We start from the raw sequence: 17,352 nt of genomic DNA, 5'->3' as shown, positions 1-17,352 counted from the left end.
ACGTATAGCAACAGATTTAATTACCTGGGTCATGAAGAAACCAGTTAGTTAAAGAATTTTGTTAGGAGCGAAGAAAAGGCCGATACTTGATTTATGTATTCTTCAAGCATCAGCCTTCATTAAAAATCACCTATTATCCCTTAGATTTTCGGCTGTAAGTTTACTCTTATCGATCTGGTAAGGTTTGAAATAAGAGGTACTGGTTTTCCCGCAGTATAATTTATCCATTTTAAGTTTTGCATCACTACTCCGAACCATAAAATGTTCATCCGATATTCCTCTCATCTGTAAGGTGGCAAGCTGATTCACCCGGGTATACAAACTTTGCGTAGTGGAATTTATATCTGCCTTTGCATTGTCATTTACAAATACCTGAAGATAAGGCAAGTTGAATTCGCCTATTGTTTTCACATAGGAGGTATTCGAGGCTTCTATACGAAAGGGACTTTTCGCATAAACGATTACTGTTACAGGTTCTTTTTCTGTAGAATTGATCAATAGTGACAATCCTTTAACAATGACTGTTGTTTTATTAGGATCATAAGTATCCTTTATGACCACGGCCTCTTTATCTCTTTGGATTAAAAAGACCCTTACTGTTCCTTTTATAATTATCTTTTTAATAGTTGTTGTTTCAGGATTAGCTGCAAATAAATGGGTCACAGAAGAAATGGCGACAATTGCCATCACTACTGTCATTCTTAATAAATTTTTCATGTCCTTAATTAAATTTTTAAATGATTTTTCAGTTCGAGGAAAAAGCTAACGATGTTCTTCAGGTTGAAATGAATCCCAGCACTGATGATAAAAAAATGGTTTCTTGTTTTTGATTTGCTCTCGGCTTTTAAGAAGTGTGAATCATTATTAAGTCCTTTCTGAGGATACTAGATTTTAGCTGGGGGAGCCGATAGTTAAATACTTAATTGATTATAGGGGTTTTAGATTTAAATTGATTAATCAAAATTACATCAGGCTTTAGCGAATTAAAATAGCTAGTTATAGCTATTTTAAATAAAATCGCACATAAATTCATTCGCATAATAAGGAGACGACTTAGGATTGCTTCTGATTCTCCAGCCTGATTTAATAAAATATCATCAATAAATGACGGAAAGTGCACAATAATTAGCGCTATTTTAACATTAATAAAATCTAACCAATTTAAAAGATGAAATTTAGAATTTCCTTCCTTTTTATACCTTTAATTTTGATGATCTGGACAACATTATACGCCCAGACAGACCTGATCAAATTAAATCAACTGGGATTTTATAATAAGGCTCCAAAATTCGCTTTTATTACCGGAACGCTTCCTGCAAGTCAGTTCTACATCGTTTCTAAGTTAGGAAAGGACACTGTATTTAGATCTACCTTAGGTCCGGTATCAAAGTCAGCCTATTCAGAGACACAGACCAGAATGGTAGATTTTAGCACGTTACAACAAAGCGGTATATTTGTACTTGTAGTTCCCGGTATTGGCTCCTCCTATCCTTTCACAATTGGTAAAAACGTAAACCAGCATGCTGCCATAGCCACTTTAAAGGGATTTTACTATCAACGGGTATCCATGCCTTTGGATCTGCAATATGCCGGCAAATGGAATCGTCCGGCGGGACATCCCGATACCAGGGTTTTGATCCATCCATCAGCTGCATCAGCACAAAGGCCTGCTGGAACGGTGATAGCTAGTCCTGGTGGATGGTATGATGCCGGAGATTATAACAAATACATCGTCAATTCCGGTATTACCATGGGAACCTTACTTTCTGCTTATGAGGACTTCCCTCATTATTTTGATACACTAAAAACGAATATCCCTGAAAGCGGAAATCGGCTACCTGACCAGCTGGATGAAGTTCTTTATAACCTTCGCTGGATGTTAACCATGCAGGATCCTAATGATGGTGGCGTATATAACAAATGCACCAATGCCGCATTTGATGGCATGGTGATGCCTGGTGTAACTAAAGCGCCACGTTTTGTAGTGCAAAAAGGTACTGCCGCTACGCTTGGTTTTGCTGCAGTAGCAGCACAGGCTGCTCGAATTTTAAAGAAATACCCTACAGAACTACCCGGACTTAGCGATAGCTGTTTAAAAGCATCCACCATGGCTTGGGAATGGGCATTGAAGAACCCCAATATGGAATATAACCAAACCCTGATCAACTCAAAGTATAAGCCACAAATCTCTACTGGTGGGTATGGTGATAAGGCTTTTAGCGATGAGTGGTTTTGGGCTGCATCAGAATTGTATTGCAGTACCGGCGACAAACGTTATGAAACTAATATAAAGGATGGCCTTCAAAAAAGAATTACCGTTCCTTCCTGGGCCAATGTGTCTGCTTTAGGCTGGTATTCTTTGTTGCGGAATAAAACAGCATTACCTCCATTATTAAAGGAGCAGATAGATTCAGCAGGATTAGAAATTATCCGTATCGCGGATAAGTTTATTGAAAATGAACGTTTAAATGCATTCAAGACAGTAATGGGACAATCGGCACGTGATTTCAACTGGGGTGGCAATTCGGTTGCTGCCAATCAGGGTATCCTTTTAATCAATGCCTATCTGCTTACTCATAACAAAAAATATGTAGATCATGCTTTAACCAACCTGGACTATATCCTTGGACGGAACGCTACGGGTTATTGTTTTGTAACCGGAATAGGTAGTAAATCTGTGAAACATCCGCATCACCGTCAGTCTGTTGCTGATAAAATAGCGGATCCTGTTCCTGGTTTGATGTCCGGTGGCCCCAATCCAGGAATGCAGGATGTGAAAACAGTATGCACTTATCCGGAAAAAGCACCTGAATTGGCTTATATTGATCGCGATTGTTCCTATGCTTCTAATGAGATCGCCATCAACTGGAATGCGCCTATCGTTTATCTGTCTAATGCGATAGAAGCGTTGCAAAGCGAGATCGGCTACTAATTGTTAACATAATCGCTCCTAATCATTAACATTTACATCCCTCCTTACATTTGATTTAAGACTAATTTCAACCGTAATTATATTGGACTAAAGATTAATTTTATTCTCTTTTAAAATTGATTTAAGACCAATATAATCACTTGTTATAACCAACATAAACCCCTATAAAATGAATAATCCTGTATGCATTAAAATTTGTACCTGTTTTACATTCTTATTCATTTTGAGTGTACATACATCGGCACAAATTCAAAACATGAATCTGCTGAATACACCTATAGACATCAGCGATGACTTTAAAAGTTTTACGAACACCTATTATCTGGCAGATAGTCTGGTTCAGTTTGACCCTGCAACCGCACAAGGGAGAGTCGGTTATAAGCGATACAATTATGTTACCCGGCAGGCATTTAACAACATGCTTGGTGTATTAAAACCAGTCAGTGCAAATGAATTTCCTACCACAGAATATGAAGCTGCTCCTTCCCTGCCCTTTTCTCTTCAATTTGTTTCGGCAAGGACAGTACGCTTAAGAGCCATATCCGGATTTCAGGCTAAACCTGATCAGGAATCGTTAATGCTGGTCAATGGAAAGGCGCCAATTGATAAAAAGGATTGGAAATACAGCAAAATAACTGGTGGTCATCGTTATACCAGTGCTTTTGGATCCGTATCGGTCATGGAACACCCTTGGCATGTGGAATTCAGGGACGCGAATGGACGATTGCTCACGAAGACGATACATCACCAGGATAACGCAGACTCCACATTTACACCTGTATTACCCTTTTCTTACGTCAGACGCGCACAGGATTATTCAAAAAGCATGTGTGCCACCTTCTCCCTGTCTCCCGATGAAAGGATTTTTGGTTGCGGTGAATCGTTCACTGAATTCAATAAACGAGGACAAAAAGTGGTGTTATGGGCAGATGATGCCAACGGAGTGCAAAACGAGACAATGTATAAGCCTATCCCATTCTTTATGAGTAACCGCGGTTACGGCATGTTCATGCATACCTCTACTCCTATTACCTGCGATTTCGGTAAGTATTTCAGTGGGGTTACATCTTTAATGATTGGTGATGATGAACTCGACCTATTCGTATTTCTAGGTAATCCCAAAGAGATTCTGGATGAGTATACCACGCTTACTGGTAAGGCAGCGATGCCTCCGCTGTGGTCTTTCGGTTTCTGGATGAGCAGGATTACCTATGTTTCGGAACAGGAGGGTCGCGATGTAGCGGCTAAACTCCGTGAAAATAAGATACCTGCCGATGTAATTCATTATGATACAGGCTGGTATACCACAGACTGGCGGACGGATTATAAGTTTGCTGCCGACCGTTTTAAAGATCCGGCAAAATTGATCGCAGACCTGAAGAAACAGGGCTTTCATATTTCCCTTTGGCAATTGCCTTATTTTACGCCTAAAAATATTTTCTTTAATGAGCTGATCCAAAAAGGACTGGTAGTGAAGGATGCAAAGGGAAATATCCCTTATGAGGATGCCGTATTGGATCTTTCAAATCCTACTGCCGTGAAATGGTATCAGGATAAAATTGCTGGACTGATAAAACTTGGCGTTGGCGCTATTAAAGTTGACTTTGGGGAAGCGGCACCTGCAAATGGTCTTTATGCTTCCGGACGTACCGGCTTTTACGAACATAATCTCTATCCCCTTAGGTATAATAAAGCAGTGGCTGATATCACCAAAGAAGTGGGCGGAGAGAATATTATATGGGCCAGAAGTGCGTGGGCAGGAAGTCAGCGTTATCCCTTACATTGGGGAGGGGACGCTGCCAATACCAATACAGCCATGGCTGCAGAACTTCGTGGCGGTTTATCATTTGGCCTTTCTGGCTTTTCATTCTGGAGTCACGATATAGGAGGATTTGTGATGAAAACACCTGAAGATCTATATAGGCGCTGGACTGCTTTTGGCATGCTTTCTTCGCATACCCGTTCTCATGGTGCTCCCCCAAAAGAACCTTGGGACTACAGTGCGGCCTTCCTGAAAGACTTTAGATCAATGGATGAAATGCGCTATAAACTGATGCCTTACATCTATGCACAGGCTAAGGACTGTTCGCAAAGAGGTCTGCCTATGGTGCGTGCGCTTTTTGTGGAGTACCCTCAAGACAAAGGATCATGGCTCGTAGATGATGAATATCTGTTTGGATCGGATATCCTTGTCGCACCTTTATTTGAAAACATGACGGAAAGAGATGTATATCTTCCACCGGGACAATGGATTGATTACCAAACCAACCAGGTTTACCCTTCCGGATGGAACAAAATAAAAGCAGGTGCAATGCCTGTGGTCATGCTGGTGAAGGAAGGTTCTATAATTCCTCATATTGCTCTGGCACAATCTACCATGCAAATGGATTGGTCACGCTTAGAGCTTATTTCTTACGCAATGGATGGTAAAAAAGCAACAGGTTTGGTCTGCTTACCTGCTGATAATGTGCTGAGGGAAGTTTCGGTATCCGCAAACGCATTGGCTAGCGATCCTTTTAATGGAAAGGTAAAATGGCAAATTCATAGCTTTAAGTAAGATGCAGATATTCTTAAAACCGATCATGCTTAAGAAGCAGAAACCCTTAAATCTAATTTTACTTTTACTGCTTGTCTCTGGCCCATTTGTACAGGCTCAAACCAAATATCCTTTTCAAAACCCCAACCTGGATGTAGAAAAAAGGATCAGTAACATTCTTTCCCTCATGAATCTGGAGGAAAAAATAGTATGTCTGGGTACCACCCCTAGCGTACCCAGATTGGGAATCGTAGGAGCCGGACATGTTGAGGGCTTACACGGTTTAGCACTTGGAATTCCGGGTGACTGGGGACACAAAACCCCAGTTGCGACAACCACATTCCCTCAGGCTATAGGGATGGCGGAGACCTGGGAGCCGGAACTCCTAAAACAAGCAGCAGGTATTGAAGGCTATGAGGCCCGGTATTTATTTCAAAGCGAACAGTATAAAAAAGGAGGATTGGTTATACGGGCACCGAATGCAGACCTAGGTCGTGATCCCCGCTGGGGAAGAACAGAGGAATGTTATGGCGAAGATGCCTTTTTCAATGGAACCATGGCCGTTGCCTATATCAAAGGACTCCAGGGAGATGATCCTAAATACTGGTTAACGGCCGCATTAATGAAACATTTCCTTGCAAACAGTAATGAGAAAAGTCGTGATAGTAGTTCTTCAAACTTTAACGAGCGTCTTTTACGGGAGTATTATTCCGTTCCTTTCCGAATGGGCGTAAAGGAAGGAGGCTCCCGGGCTTACATGGCCGCATACAATAGAATTAATGGTATTCCTGCTGCTGTAAATCCTATCCTCAAAGATATCACCGTAAAAGAATGGGGACAGAATGGAATTATTTGTACAGATGGCGGAGCGTATCAAATGCTAGTCAACGCACATCACTATTTTCCTACTCTTGAGGAAGCAGCTGCCGCTTGTGTTAAGGCAGGAATCAATCAGTTTTTAGATGATTACGAGGTTGGAATCAAAGGTGCTTTAGAACTAAAAATACTAACAGAGAAAGATATAGATCAGGTATTAAAAGGTGTTTTTAGGGTAATGATCAAATTGGGACAGCTTGATCCAAAAGAAATTGTCTCCTATGCGCAAATTAAAGACGGTCCGGAGCCTTGGTTATCAGAGAAAAATAAATCATTCGCCAGGTTGATTACTCAGAAATCGGTCGTGCTGCTTAAAAACAGCAAGAGCCTTCTACCTCTTGATGTCAATAAAATAAAGTCTATTGCTGTGGTTGGCCCACGTTCAAATGAAGTGGCCCTGGACTGGTATAGCGGATCACCGGCTTATACGGTTTCTCCATTAGAAGGTATTAAAAATAAGGTCGCCTCGAAAGCGATCATCTCACACACTACAAATAATGATCTGGCAATAAGTCTTGCAAAATCCGCTGAAGTGGCAATCGTCTGTATTGGGAATCATCCTACAGGAAATATGTCAGGCTGGGCAAAAGTATCAAACACCAGCGAAGGCAGGGAAGCTGTAGATCGTGAAGAGATCTTACTGGATTCCGCTCAGGAAAATCTGATTAAAAAGGTCTACGCCGTAAATCCCAACACCATTGTCGTGCTCATTAGCAGTTTTCCTTATGCCATCAATTGGGCTCAGGAGAATATTCCAGCCATCGTCCACTTAACTCACAATAGTCAGGAACTAGGAAACGGACTCGCTGATGTTCTTTTTGGCGATGTTAATCCTGCGGGAAGATTAGTACAAACCTGGCCTAAGTCCACTGATCAGCTTCCTCCCATGATGGATTACGATATCCGCAAAGGAAGAACGTATATGTATTTTAAAGATGCCCCGCTATACCCTTTTGGATATGGCTTGAGCTATTCCTCTTTCTCCTACTCTAATCTGTTCACTACTCCTGTAACTCAGAAAAAGGAAATCAAGGTACAGGTTAACGTAACCAATACCAGTGCCATAGCTGGTGATGAGGTAGTACAATTATATATCAGTCACCTAAATTCTAAGATTGATCGACCCTTAAAAGAATTGAAGGGTTTTAAAAGAATCACACTGCAGCCTAAAGAAACAAAAACGGTTGAGATCAACATGCCTCTCGAGCTTTTAAAGTATTGGAATATCAAAACAAAGCGGTTTGATCTCGAGCATGATAAAATACAGATCATGATTGGTTCCTCTTCTGCTAACATTCATTTACGAAAAGAACTGACGCTGTAAGTCTGTTCTCTTCGTAAATGATTATTGTTCTACAAACTCCGTTCTGCTATCAATCTGATCGCTGTCTTTTTAATTATTTCTGGAAAATTATTGTTCTACAACCACCAGATCTTTTCTTCTGCTTTCAGGGTTTACATGCAGAGTAGTTATCTTTCCGTTTTCTATAACAGCCTCGATGGTGGTTTGATAAGGGGCATGCAGTTTAAACGAGGCATTCCAATCTTTAGGCCATGCCGGCAAAAGAAAGATCTTTTTCCCATCAGTTTGTAACAGCATTTCCTGAAGCCCTATCATGCCGGTGCCTCCCCAGTTATGATCAGGAACCCAATCATAACCTGGTCCCCAGAATGCCGGGAAGCGCCTTCCTGAATCTTTCAGTTTCAGCAAAGTAAGCTTTTGGGCCTCTTCGGTTAGCCCTAAACGTGCGGCAAAAATATTATCCTGTTTCCAGCCAATATGACTTCTAAAACGAAGCGCATCAACATCATATTTATAGGTATTGATAGCAGTATCCAAACCGGGTTTATTTAAACCATAGATTCCCCATGGATAAATGGGATAAAGTTGCGGTGTCTCAGTATTATTGATCCGCTCCCACAACTTAGCGGGTGCTATCGTAGGGTGCCCCGAGGATTCCCTAAAACTAATGGGTGGTATGCGACTAAGCATCAATTTCCACGATTTCCTCTTCTCCTCATCCAGATAACTGGAAGGAAGTTCAAGAAGCCGTGTCAGCACTGTTTTCAAAGCCGCAATAGTAGATGATGAGTTATAGGTCATTTTATAGGTCTCGGCCGCAGAGCCGGGATATAATACCAAATAACCATTGGAATCAAAGGCCTTACTTCCCCTTTGTTTAGCCAAATACTGATAATGTTCATTAAAAAAAGTAAGCGAACTTTCTATAAGCGGAAGATACGTATGGATGTCTTTATTCTGATAACGCTCGGTCTCCAGAATCATCTGGCAAAACTCAAGTACCGTATCCCATTCATATTCCAGCCAGGCATTATGCTCCATGCCCATATCATAACCAGCAGGTCTTTTCCAGTTGTATTCCGCAGGATTCGGAAGACCAAAATTTTCCAGTTGTTCAGTAAAACTTGCCCCCTTATGATGCCAGTAAAAAGAGGTCCGCAATTCTGCATTGCGCAGGAGATTTAGATAGAAATCAAACTGCGGCTTCATCATTTCAAAATCTCCGCTTCTTAGCATCGGCCAGTAAACCAGCCTCTGATTCTGTGCCGTATGGGTCCCCCCTCCCCAATTTCGAAAATCAGGACTAAACTTAAATGTCGAATCGGTAGATGAAGGATCTACAGTAAACAGCCCTCCATTAAACTTAGTGGGGTATTTCCCAAAGGCATTACAACCCAGCATGTAGCGAAACAACTGGTAGTTGCGTCCTACCTGCCAAGCCTCCTGTGATTCATCTTTGTTGGAAGGATTAATAAAAATATAGCTCCGGTTCCAAAACTGCTTCCACCATTCCAGGGTTTTACTATAGGCTGATCGATCTGCTTTGGCATATTGTTTAACTGATTGATCCAATAATAAGTTCCAGTTATTCTCCGAATGAATAATCTGAAGTACAACACTGTTTTCCGAATAAGAGGTCTGTAGTACAACCTCTATTGCATGTTCCTTTGATGGTTGATTACTCACCAGCTTCCAACCTTTATACTCTGTATCTTGATACTTGCCCGTATAAGTACCTGAAACCCTCATATCATCGCCTTTTAAAACTCCGCCGAAACATAGTCCCTTTAAAGGATTCATTAATTGATCTTTTACAGCAGCTAATCCTTGCTGTTTTACAGCAGCATCAAAAACAGTAAGGTCTTTATTCTGATGATAGAAAACAACCTGATTATTATTGAATTTAATAGAATCCCTAAAAGTGACGACTTCATATTGCGGAGCCCACTTCCAGGAATTGGCATTGTTCTCTTTCCCTTTTGGATAGCGATTTTCATAACGCCAGCTTTCATAGGAGACTTCTGCAAGCAAAGGCTGATCACTTTTAACATCCACATGTACTACTGGACGAAACACATCTACCCATACATTAATTCGTGTATTGAGCTTACTCTTTTTACTCGCAATTTCAACATGCCCCTTATTAAGCACTAAAGTTTGCTTGAAATCATCCTGACTAAACGGATTAGGGCTCAACTTCATTCTTACCCTGCCTAACTTCAACAGGGTATTATTTTCATCAAACGTTCCGCTTCTTGAGATGTAAAATAGTAGCTCATCTCCTTCTACCCATACATTAAGGCCTATATCCCCTCCTCCACAGGGCATAGACTCAGCAGAATTTAGACTCTGCTTATTCCATACGAGATCATAGTTGCTCAAACCTTTTGGCTGAGCAAACAATGCAGGTAATGACAAACTTAAAACAAGAAAAAAGAGAAGAGCTTTATGAAACATATTATCAATTATCGGTTCCTAACGATGATACAGGAAAACCTTCCCTACTAAAAAGCCAAGCAACATCCTACCAATTATCAGTTCTAAAAGATGAAATAGGGAATCCTTCTGTACTAAAAAGATCAGCAACCACATAATCTTTAAACGCATAACGGACCTGCTTCGGATCTTTTACATACGGCGAAGAAACTAAAACTGTAGCTCCTGAAATCACTGCATCTGCTGGATAAAATGTCTTATTCTCACCCGCAATCTCAAACTGACTTAGCTTCTGACCAAAGGAAGTCAAGCCATTCCCTGCATTCTTGAACTTAACAGTCAGAATACTTCCATCAACTGCTGTAGTATCCAACTCCGGACTTGCATATCCAAAGCCTTTCATTCCATAAGTCTTTGCCAGTGCCAAAAGCGCAAGTCTGGTACCTCCTTCTTCCTTGTGCATAGGATGAATGGATTTCTCTTCTCCAAGATCCAGCAGAACCGCCATATCCGTATTAGGAATCTGTGCAACTGATTTCCGCTGTGCATCTCTCAGGTACGCCGAGTTAAACTTTTTACCCTGATTAACAGAAGTAGGCGTTACATAAGTATAAGGAGCGATCTGAGCAAAATAGAAAGGAAATTGTGTTCCACCCCATTCTGTCCGCCATTGATTTACCATAGCTGCAAAGAGCTTTTCATACTGATCCGGCCGTCCATTGTTAGATTCCCCCTGATACCAGATACAACCTTTAATCCCGTAACCAACAATCGGATAAATCATTCCATTGTATAACGTCGTAGGGGTACGGCTTTTTTCAATAATAGAGTCTTTTTTACCGGGAACCTTAATATCTTTAAACGGTTTTAAGGTTTCAGGATCCATCCATGCCTCTATGGTAGAACCGCCATAACTTGAATTGATCACTCCTACGGGTACGTTTAGCATTTCCTGAAGTAAGCGAGCAAAGTAATAAGCCGTTGCACTGAAACTCGAAACCGACTCTGCTCCAGCCACTTTCCAGGGTGAAGGTTTACTATTTTCCTGTTCCGTTGTTATTGATGACCGAGGAACCGTATAGATCCTGATATTGCTATTCTTTGATTTCAGTATCGCATTATTTGATCCCAATATAGGCTGAGACTTAAACCCTCTTAGCGGCATTTCCATATTGGATTGTCCGGAACATAACCAAACTTCACCAATCAGTACATTGCTCAATTTTAGCGGAGTACCATCACTGATGCTAATTTCAAAAGGGCCTCCCGCAACAGGAGTTTCAACCTGTAGCTTCCACTTACCATTCGAATTTGCTTTAATGGTATAGGTTTTGTTATTCCACGAAGGGATTAAGGTAACCGAACTCCCTGCCTTTGCCCATCCCCATACTGGAACGCTGGACTGTTGCTGTAACACCATATTATCCGTAAATATGGAAGCTAATTTAATTTCTGCTTGTGTTGCTAGTTGTGCAACAAGCACAAAAAGAATGGTAAATAAATATTTCATGTGTTATACTGGTTTTATCTGCTCAATGGTAACCATACCGCCATATCATTATGCCCACGGTTTCCCCATGCATAATAAGGAATTAAACGGATATGTACAGCTTCCTGTTGTTTATTTGACACCTCACGATACAGTTTATTTTCCCATTGGCCTTTTCCTGTACGCATCGCATCTCCTTCTAATAAAGTTATTGAACTATTAACAATTCTTGTATTTACAGGAGTCAACTTAATCTGAAAAGGAATAGTGATATCAAACAATTTCTCACCTTTCAGTAAATCGGTTGATTCTAAACAATATACTAAAGGTCCTCTTTTTACAGCTACCTGATTACGGGTTTCCTCTACCAAAGGATTCGCTTCCATTAAAGCTACCGGCATCGGCAGAATCAATTGAATCTTGTCCCCCTTTGACCATTTTTTATTAATTTCAGCATATTCGCCAGGTATCAGCGCCAAATCTACAGGTTTACCATTAACAGTTAAAGTGGCATTCTTAGACCATCCTGGGATCCTAAAAAACAGTGAGACAGGTTTATTTGAAAATTCCTTCAAATAAATACTGATCGTTCCATCCCAAGGATAGCTGGTAGTTTGTGTAAGTTTAATTTTCGACCCGTCCTTTAATGTAGTAGCCAGTTCACTACCTCCGTACAGATTAAACCAAAGTCCTTTATCAGAGGTATTATACAGGTAATTGCTCACTTCTGCTATCGTGCGAACCACATTAGGCGGACAACAATTTGATAAGGCGATATACCCTACCCGATCTTTCGACCAGCGTTGTTGAAATGACAAATCATCAGACGTACTTAAGGGATTGGTATATAAAAAATTCTTACCATTAAGACTAATACCCGAAAGGACACTATTATAAAGAGCTAGTTCCATCACATCCGTGTAGTGTGCATCACCAGTTAACTGCAGCATTCTCCAGTTCCATAATACATTCCCAATATTGGCACAGGTTTCCCCATGAGCTGTAAAGTTCGGGAGTTGATAATCGCGCCCGTAAGCCTGATGTATTTTCTGTACATCAATTGGATCATAAGATGTTCCATCAGGAGACACGCCATCGTACAAGGCACCACAAGCACCTGTGACATACATTTTACGTTCCACCACATCATTCCACATCAAATTCAACCGCGACAATAAAGAGGTATCACCCGTTTCAGCATATACATCTGCCACACCGGCGTACAGATAATTTGCTCTTACTGCATGTCCCATTGCCTTGGTCTGTTGCCTGAAAGGAACACGATCCTGGTTATCGTCCGTTCCATTCTCCACCAATCCACGGATATTAATCAAATTCTTGGAAAGCTCCAGATACCGCGGATCTTTAGTGGTCCTGTACATTTCCACTACACCCATATAATGGGATGGACATATGGCGTTACGCGCTAATTCAGGTGAAGCTTTTTTATGAAATTCATATAGGTAATCGGTCGCTTTAATCGCAATTTTCAACAGTGTAGTCTTACCTGTTGCCCGATAGTGAATACATGCAGCGGTCATCAGATGTCCCAGATTGTACGTTTCAAAATGAAGCCGATCCTTAAACGCTGCAGCTCCTGCCGTTTTGTTTTTCTCCTCAATCATCGTTGGCGTGTGGATATACCCATCTGACCGCTGACATTTAGCAATCACTGGAATCACCTCATCCATCATCTTATCGATTTTAGGATCTTTTGTAACAGCATAAACAGATGCTAGAGCCTCTATCAGCTTATAAAAATCGCCATCATGAAATGGAGGGCCTACATGTACCCCTTCCTTTAATCCCGCAGCTATCTCAAAGTTAGTAAACGCATGAGCCGTTTTTGGATCCTTATACAAATTCCACATGTAGGGAATCATCGAATCCTGACATACTTTAAACTTTTCAGCCCAAAAGCCATCCGTTAATTTAACGGCATTCATATTCACACCGCTTAGTTTTGCAAACGGACTATTTGATGTGTTCACCAGACTCTTGCTTGCTTGCGAATACCCTTTAGGCGCTCCCAGCATCACTATCCCCAGCACGATCAGTCCTTTATAAATTTTGTTCATGGTCACTTATTTTTCTTTTATCAAGGTTACCGGCCCTATCAAACCTCCTTTAAGGAGTGGTTTTCCATCCAGACGAAAAGGTGCTGTGGTGCGCGTAATTCTTTTATCTTCAGGCAAACGCTGATCTGCCATCAAACGGTTCGCCCAAGTATTGGTTACCCGAATCAGGATCTTATTGTTGCCCTTCCTGATGGCCTTCGTTACATCTGCCCGATAAGGCGCAGTCCAGATTACTCCACAATTGATCCCGTTTACTTCTACTTCCGCAATATTGGAGATCTCGCCAAGGTTTAACCATACTTTCTCGTTTGCCTTTACCGCATTCAATTTAAACGAGCTTGCATAACTTGCTGTTCCCGAATAATTGCGAATTAATGAGTCGGCATTCTCCGACCAGCTACTCAACTCTTTAAAATCAACAGCTTTCTCTGGTCCGCCCAATGTCTGATCAAATTGCACCATCCAGGGTTTACTGATCGTTTGAAGCACCTGTGTTTCTTTCCAATTATTCCCCTTATTCAAGGACGCAACAGAAGTCTTTTGCTTAAACTGGACAAAAACGGATGCATTCGGTTCAAACTGACAATTTAGGGTAGTTACCCCATCTGCTATTACATATTGACTGGCCAAATAACTTGCACCAGTTACAGCATTATAGAATTCGGGAGCTTTACCTGTTACTCTAAAAAACAGAGATACCGTCTTCTTAACAGAATCCTGGTTGGCAATAAAATAGATCTCAGATGCTAAGTCCTTACGGTGTGTCCACACGAAGCCCGAAGCTCTTTCTCCTGCCTTATCCCTGATTTCCACATCATGCTTAATCCCTATTTTATCAAATGAAGTAGCAGCAAAAGGACCAAGAATCACCCTTCCGGCTTTAATTCCCTTCATCCTAAAACTCTCAGAACCATCCTGAACCGTCTTAAATGCTCCACCCCATAGTTCCTCTGTCAACTGCGATAACCTCTGATCATTTTGAGATGCGGACGCAAGTCCGGGAGTAATAACCGGACGCTCAGCCAAAAGTACAGTTGCCCCTTCCTGCACAAGCTCAAGGATTTTCTCGGCAACAGCTACAGACATCACCTGACTGTTAGGCTGCATAGGATGTTTCCCCGGAAAAACCAGTAAAGCATAACTTGCTCCACCTGGAAAATCAACCCGGCCATCCTTTACAGTAGCCAATCTTAATAACGCATCCGGATTAAAGGAATCGTACGCATATCCCCTTAATGGATCGAGCCAGTTTTGCGGCTCAAATAAATTCGCAGAAACATTTACCCCTGCAGGCATTTGTTTCATCGGTAACCCCTTATTTTCTTTTCTGATCCGTTCAATTCTTACCCGCTCTTTTCCAAAAATTCCGGGTAATGTGGAAACCAGCCTATCAGGCAATATCGCCCTTCTAGGAATCTCTTCACCCGTAAAGACAGCAATATCGGTTACAGGACTTCCTTTTTGAAGTAAAACCTGAGACCGCTGTGCATAATCAACCCATGCTTTTCCCGGTTTCCACCAGGTCTGATCTCTTTGAAACAGTAACCCTACCCCATCAAGCGTCATTCCTGGCTTGCGGTCGGGCCATGGATTATGAGTAAACACATGGTATACCAGTCGGTTAATTCCCAATGCATAATTTCGATCCTGTAAAGTCTTCAACATTCCGGGATGTTCATCCCATGCCATGCGTAACTCAGTAAAGGCCTCAGCCTGCACAATTGGCTTTCCATAGATATGGGCAGCACTGATGGCATCCATCATGTCATTCGGCTTGTCGTGAGAAGGACTTCTTAACCAGAACTCGCCCATTGGCACGTCTACATCGCGAAAATGCATCAAACCATCTGCTGTCATTATCGGTGCGGTCGTCTCTGCTGTAAATGTAGCCCCCTTTTCATGCGCCAAGTCTCTCAGCACCTTAAAGAAATTATCCTGAAGCACCTCTGCAATGGTTTGCCTTACATCATAAAGAAATCGTTCTGATACTTCAGCATCCTGAACAGGAATCCCTGCCATCACCGGAAGATAAGCCGTTAAATCATATCCACGTCGCTTTTTAAACTCTTCCTGAAATACCGGTGACCAGTTCTGACTCCCGCATTCCCAGCTATCCACATGAAATACTTTCAAAACGCGTGCTGTTAAATCAGGACCAGCTACACGTACCGCTTCTCCGAACCATTTATCGAATTGCAATTTTGCAGCTTCGGGATTAAACTTATCAGACTCCAAACCCTTACCTGCTCCTGCAGTTTCATTCATGTGACCTGTAGAAGTATGACCGATCCGTAAAATCGTCCAATCTCCTGCTTCAGGTGTCCAGGTTAACCTGTTGTTATAATCCAAATGATCCGTGATGTTGATAATTTTATTTAAAGGAACAGCTAATCCAGAAGGTAATTGTTCTTGGGTTGTGCGAGTACTTACGCGCCAAACTTCTCCTGTCTTGCCCTCAAACTGATGAACCCTTGCAGCAGACGATAACGTAATCCCTGCGATTTTTAGATTTTGCTTCCATTTTGCACCATCCAGATCCTCTCCACCAGGTTCAGTACCTTCCCTATCGTAAACAAAACGAAAAAAACGGGCAGTAACCGGTGCTATTGCATTCGTCACGTCGGCATCCCAATCCAGCCATCCTGACCGTGGAGCTTGCAATGTGGTTACCTTTTTGAAGTCTGTACCATTGTCACTTGCTTCAACAGTTAATCGTTGCGACTGATTATTAAAACTGTTTACATGAATAGTAACGGTACGACAAGTAAAAGGCTGCTCAAATTCATATTGAATCCAGCAGGGATCAGTGCTGGCAAAGTTCTCTTTATTACTCTTTTTAATCAGGAATGAAGCATTTTTACCCGGAATGCTGTTTGTAACCTTAGGTATTGTTGTAAAGGTAGAAATTCCTGAACCTAAGGAAGTCGGATAAGCCAAAACAGCAATGTCCTTATAATACCCCTGATAAGAAGATGGACGACTCAATGTATCCGCAAAAGGCTGACCTCCTTTAATTCGTGTTTCGGTCCAAACCACCTTTTGCATCGATAACTCTGGCGTAATCCATGGTCCACCGGCAGTAGCAAAGCCATCATTAGGAAGCATAGCAATTTTAATACCCAGACGATCTGCCTCATCAAGAGCAAAGCGTACCATTTTCCACCATTCAGGACTCAGTTGTTCAACCACCGGAGTATATAAAGGCGGATTCGTCTTTCCCTTTATAGGCGCCAGATAAGCCCCTGCAATACCGGCCTCTTTCATGGCTTCCAGATCTTTAGTAATCCCTTGTTTGGAAAAACTAGCTTGCATCCAATACCAAAACACCCATGGTTTAGCCGGATCCGCTTGTTTTGAACCAATGGATTGAGCTATGGAAACCTGAAAACAGAACAGGCCTGAAAGCAATAGTAAACAGCATCTTCTCATCATCTCTCTTTTGCGTTGTACAAATTGTACTGGTATTAAATCATCTTAGTTCAATACCTTATTTATTGATGTTACTTATATTTGCGAGCTTTAATTTCCGCTTTTATAGCTCCAAATCTTTATAAAGTCTTTAAATCGACCCTATTTCCCTCTTAATTTAAGCGCACTTTATACCCACCTCCTCCGCACCTTCTCCGCACCTTGTCCGCTCCGGAAGCGGGTTATCTGAAATTGAGAACGGAATCAAGTCACATTCATTTATATTCCTAATAC

General features: G+C 41.6%; 8 protein-coding genes. 3 read left to right on the top strand and 5 right to left on the bottom strand.

Annotated elements, in window-relative coordinates; translation table 11 throughout:
• Positions 1-126 precede the first annotated feature (126 nt).
• A complete protein-coding gene (locus tag BFL47_RS05525) occupies positions 127-717 on the bottom strand; it encodes a GIN domain-containing protein (protein ID WP_069658806.1) in 591 nt (196 codons plus the stop codon).
• A gap of 451 nt (positions 718-1,168) precedes the next feature.
• Here BFL47_RS05525 and BFL47_RS05520 point away from each other — a divergent pair, with 451 nt between their 5' ends.
• The 3 genes from BFL47_RS05520 to BFL47_RS05510 all read left to right on the top strand — a co-directional run bounded on the left by BFL47_RS05520 (position 1,169) and on the right by BFL47_RS05510 (position 7,668).
• Complete coding sequence (locus BFL47_RS05520; protein WP_069658805.1) at positions 1,169-2,932, top strand: glycoside hydrolase family 9 protein; 1,764 nt, start codon at positions 1,169-1,171, stop codon at positions 2,930-2,932.
• A 169-nt stretch (positions 2,933-3,101) separates the two neighbouring features.
• Complete coding sequence (locus BFL47_RS05515) at positions 3,102-5,489, top strand: glycoside hydrolase family 31 protein (protein WP_069658804.1); 2,388 nt, start codon at positions 3,102-3,104, stop codon at positions 5,487-5,489.
• 1 nt (position 5,490) lies between these two features.
• The gene (locus tag BFL47_RS05510; protein ID WP_211480935.1) at positions 5,491-7,668 is read left to right on the top strand and encodes a glycoside hydrolase family 3 C-terminal domain-containing protein; all 2,178 of its coding nucleotides are present in this window, start codon (positions 5,491-5,493) and stop codon (positions 7,666-7,668) included.
• Between the two features lie 87 nt (positions 7,669-7,755).
• Here BFL47_RS05510 and BFL47_RS05505 read toward each other — a convergent pair whose 3' ends face one another.
• The 4 genes from BFL47_RS05505 to BFL47_RS05490 form a co-directional block, all read right to left on the bottom strand.
• Complete coding sequence (locus tag BFL47_RS05505) at positions 7,756-10,104, bottom strand: DUF5703 domain-containing protein (protein ID WP_069658803.1); 2,349 nt, start codon at positions 10,102-10,104, stop codon at positions 7,756-7,758.
• A gap of 67 nt (positions 10,105-10,171) precedes the next feature.
• Positions 10,172-11,593, bottom strand: a complete 1,422-nt coding sequence (locus tag BFL47_RS05500) for a sialate O-acetylesterase (RefSeq protein ID WP_069658802.1) — start codon at positions 11,591-11,593, stop codon at positions 10,172-10,174.
• A gap of 14 nt (positions 11,594-11,607) precedes the next feature.
• Positions 11,608-13,650, bottom strand: coding sequence for an aceric acid hydrolase (locus tag BFL47_RS05495; protein ID WP_069658801.1), 2,043 nt, complete (start codon positions 13,648-13,650; stop codon positions 11,608-11,610).
• Positions 13,651-13,656: 6 nt separating this feature from the next.
• The gene (locus BFL47_RS05490) at positions 13,657-17,082 is read right to left on the bottom strand and encodes a glycosyl hydrolase (protein ID WP_069658800.1); all 3,426 of its coding nucleotides are present in this window, start codon (positions 17,080-17,082) and stop codon (positions 13,657-13,659) included.
• Positions 17,083-17,352 lie beyond the last annotated feature (270 nt).

Source organism: Arcticibacter eurypsychrophilus, from assembly GCF_001730525.1.
In the GTDB taxonomy this organism is placed as follows: Bacteria; Bacteroidota; Bacteroidia; order Sphingobacteriales; family Sphingobacteriaceae; genus Arcticibacter; species Arcticibacter eurypsychrophilus.
The sequence above is the reverse complement of the archived record's forward strand: the minus strand, read 5'-3'. Positions and strand labels throughout refer to the sequence as shown.